The 547-nt window shown below is 53.6% G+C and carries 1 protein-coding gene; it reads right to left on the bottom strand.

The features are described from left to right. The coding region (locus tag JUK32_RS16050) for an IS630 family transposase (protein WP_204139877.1) at positions 1 to 441 on the bottom strand (441 nt) is incomplete at its 3' end. Positions 442 to 547: the final 106 nt, after the last annotated feature.

Raw genomic sequence — 547 nt, 5'->3', positions numbered from 1 at the left:
TAAGGTCTCGAAACATTTTCCCTTGAGGGGCGACTTCAGATGCTGCCAGAAGCGCTCGGCTGGATTGAGTTCGGGACTGTAGGGTGGTTGAAAGACAGGAATCAGGTTCTCCGGCCATATCAGCGCTTTGGCTCGATGCGCCTGGGCCTGATCCATTTGCATGACCGCTATCTCATCGCCGAGGGCGTCTGATACCGCAGTGATGAAGTGCTGAAAATGCGTCCCGTTTAAGTGGGGATACTCTTGGCACAGGTGCCAACCTGAGAGCGGTTCCACCACCCCATAGACCCAGAAATTCTCACGAACATACTGCTCTACTGCAATTGGCTTGACCCCACGTGAGGTAATCACACGCCCTCGCTGGCTCATCAACCCAATCCGCATCTCGTCTTGACAGAGATATCGCAGCGGTTTGCCGGTGCCGAAGCAGTCCCCAAACACCTTCAGGGCTGAACCTATTTTTTTTTATAGGTCTCAACGGCCTCAGGGTTTTGTTTGATGTTCTGCGGACGGGGGGCTTTGAGCTTTGCACCTAAGCGATAGCGTA

The sequence above is a fragment of the Halomicronema sp. CCY15110 genome (assembly GCF_016888165.1).
Lineage (GTDB): Bacteria > Cyanobacteriota > Cyanobacteriia > Phormidesmidales > Phormidesmidaceae > Halomicronema.
The sequence above is the reverse complement of the archived record's forward strand: the minus strand, read 5'-3'. Positions and strand labels throughout refer to the sequence as shown.